We start from the raw sequence: 2,752 nt of genomic DNA on the forward strand, positions 1-2,752 counted from the left end.
GCGGCCGGCACGCTGACCTTCATGGCCGGAGGCTCCGACGATGCCTTCGCCGTTGCCGAGCCGGTCCTGAAACCGATGGCCGGCCGCATCGTGCATTGCGGCGGCGACGGCGCCGGACAGGCGGCAAAGATCTGCAACAACATGATCCTCGGCATTTCGATGATCGGCGTCGCCGAAGCCTTCGTGCTGGCGGAAAAGCTCGGTCTGTCAAACCAGGCGCTGTTCGACGTCGCCTCGACCTCGTCGGGCCAATGCTGGTCCTTGACCACCTATTGCCCGGTGCCCGGCCCGGTGCCGACTTCGCCCGCAAACAGGGACTACAACCCAGGATTTGCAGCGGCACTAATGCTGAAAGACCTGAGATTGTCCCAGGAAGCCGCGCAAAGTGCCGGTGCTGTGACGCCACTTGGCGCCGAGGCAGCCCAGCTCTATGCCTTGTTCAACGCCCAGGGACATGGCGGCACGGATTTCTCCGGCATAATTAATTTTCTCAGGGGTAACCCAGCGTAACCAACGGATTTGGCGGACTTTTTCCGATTTTCTTCGGCAGAAAAAATGCAAATTTAGATTTGCTTAAGCTCTCGATAACTCTGCGGTAACGATGTCCCTATAAAACGGATTGCGAGGCGGACATATCGCATCCGCCCGGCGCTCCGGATCAGGTCTCGCGTACCGGAGCCCGTAAGTTTCGCAAAGTGTTTGAGTAGCGAAGCGCCATGCGTATCTGGCAAAGCCGCGTTCCCGATGGAGCGCGGTTTTTGCGTTTTGCCCTTCAGCGCGTTTCGAGGCATCGACCGCCCGGATCGTACTCCGGGATGCCTCACATGCGCCCGCGGGCGCCTTCCGGATCATAGGGTGAGTCGGCGACCACCTTCGCCGCGCGGCGCTCGCCACAAAGCCATCCGAACTGTCAGCTGTCGCATCGCGTATAGGCCGCGATCTTGCGCTTTGCCCTGCTATATTCCGATTGCAGCATTCGGGATCGGGACATGATCTTCGTTGATCAGCACGATCGGCGCATCGGCTCCCTCGACCCTGACGACCAGCAGGCGCAGGCTCCACGTCCCGGCCGTTCGGACAGCGGTCGAGTAGGCGGTGCCCTTGCCCTTGGCGCCATGGACCGGAATGCCGAACTGGGCGTCACCAGCCCCATTCGCATTGACATTGAGATGGCCACCGACCCAGAAACTGTCGGCCAGATCATCACCGAGGGCGGCCTTGACGCGGTCGTCGGCGCGAAGTCTGTCCATCGTCATGTGGTAGGCATCGCTGCCTTTCAGGACGTAGGGAATGCTGCCGACCATCGTCGCGCAGCCGCCGATCCCGACAACCCAGACGACAAGGCCGGCGATTGCCCAGTTGCGTTGCGTCTTGCGAAACTGCTCTGCGTCGCGCCAGGCGCGGTTCTGCCAGGCCCAGCGGCTGCCGCGCGCACCCAGCACGATGATCATGATGATGTTGACGACAGGAATCAGCGCCAGCAGCGCGACGAAGGTGCTGTTGCCGATGCCCCAGATCCAGTTGAGGAAGAAGGCGCCCCAGTTCCAGCGGTCGAGTTCGGCTGGAATTTCAGCCGGCTGGTTGAGCGGTTGTCCGGCCATCGTGTCCGCCATCGGTAACTGCACCGACTGGTTCTAGCGCATGCGCTCCTCGATGCGCAAAATCAAAGTTCTGCAACCCCGGTCAGGTCTTGTCGGACAGCCGGCGAAAATTCGCTTTCACGGCACGGCTTGCCGGCTTCAGCGCGGCGCTGATCGAGCGCTCCGCGGCGACACCGTTGAACAGCGACGGCGTGCGACCGGAAAAGACTTCCGGCCAGAACCGCGATGCCGACTGCAGGAAAGACATCTGCGCCGCAAACGCGCCTTCGGCCATAGCCGCGGTCTTCTCGTTCACCGCACGCGCGGTCTCCGTGCTCCATGGCTGGCTGCTCCCGCCATCCATGGCCATCAACGGCAGCCGCATCATCGCCACCAGCGGTGCCAGCATCAGGTCACCGCCAATGCTGGCCGCTTCTTGCGTCCGTCGGCTCTTGCCGGTCTTTCTCATGCAAACAAACCCCTTCTCGCAGCCGAATCAGCCGCTGCCCCACACACTACGCGCTGGGGATGGAATTCGTTCCCTCGTCGCTTCAGCATGTTCCCGAGGCCAGGCGTTCCCCTGCTGAGGAACGCCTGGTCCAGGGTCGAGCCCTACCGCTTGCGCAGGTCAGCCTGCGCCAGATCCAGCGCCTTCGAGATGCGGTCGCAGGCCATGTCGATCGTATCACGGGTCCAGATCAGCGGCGGCGACAGGATCATCGTGTCGCCGCCGCGCTTCCAGCCGGCAGGAACCGCTCCTTGGTCGCCTTGTCCTTGACGATCTCGATCGCGCCCATCAGTCCGATCGAACGCACCTCGCCGACCAGATCATGCCCGGCAATGCGCTCCTGCAACGCCTTGGCGAAGTAAGGGCCGGTATCGTTCCGGACGCGATCGACCAGCCCTTCCCGCTCGATGATCTCGAGGTTCTTCAGCGCCACGGCGCAGGCCACCGGGTGCCCGGAATAGGTATAGCCGTGATTGAACTCGCCCCCGTTCTCGACCAGCGTCGAAGCGATGCGGTCGCCGACCAGCAATGCCGACAGCGGCTGGTAGCCCGACGTCAGCGCCTTGGCCGTGGTGATGGTGTCGGGCTCGATGCCGAGCGTCTGGGCGGCAAACCACTCGCCGGTGCGGCCATAGCCGGTGATGACCTCGTCCAGCATCAAGAG

Annotated in this window: 3 protein-coding genes and 1 pseudogene; 1 reads left to right on the plus strand and 3 read right to left on the minus strand. The window is 62.8% G+C overall.

Going from position 1 to position 2,752, the window contains the following annotated elements; all coding sequences use genetic code 11:
- On the plus strand, window positions 1–510 hold a 510-nt coding region (locus EN935_RS30075), incomplete at its 5' end, for an NAD-binding protein (RefSeq protein ID WP_164771453.1).
- Window positions 511–956: 446 nt separating this feature from the next.
- Here EN935_RS30075 and EN935_RS30080 read toward each other — a convergent pair.
- The 3 genes and pseudogenes from EN935_RS30080 to EN935_RS30090 form a co-directional block, all read right to left on the minus strand.
- Window positions 957–1,601, minus strand: coding sequence for a cytochrome c oxidase assembly factor Coa1 family protein (locus EN935_RS30080; RefSeq protein WP_109668938.1), 645 nt, complete (start codon window positions 1,599–1,601; stop codon window positions 957–959).
- Between the two features lie 82 nt (window positions 1,602–1,683).
- Complete coding sequence (locus tag EN935_RS30085; protein WP_109668660.1) at window positions 1,684–2,049, minus strand: hypothetical protein; 366 nt, start codon at window positions 2,047–2,049, stop codon at window positions 1,684–1,686.
- Between the two features lie 143 nt (window positions 2,050–2,192).
- Window positions 2,193–2,752: pseudogene (locus tag EN935_RS30090) on the minus strand (aminotransferase class III-fold pyridoxal phosphate-dependent enzyme); the annotation flags it as partial.

This window comes from Mesorhizobium sp. M7D.F.Ca.US.004.03.1.1 (genome assembly GCF_003998635.1).
Classification (GTDB): Bacteria; Pseudomonadota; Alphaproteobacteria; order Rhizobiales; family Rhizobiaceae; genus Mesorhizobium; species Mesorhizobium loti.

What these genes read in the sequence shown, in the direction of transcription:
- EN935_RS30080 (WP_109668938.1), bottom strand. Translation starts at nt 1,601, where the DNA reads ATGGCCGGACAACCGCTCAACCAGCCGGCTGAAATTCCAGCCGAACTC.
- EN935_RS30085 (WP_109668660.1), bottom strand. Translation starts at nt 2,049, where the DNA reads ATGAGAAAGACCGGCAAGAGCCGACGGACGCAAGAAGCGGCCAGCATT.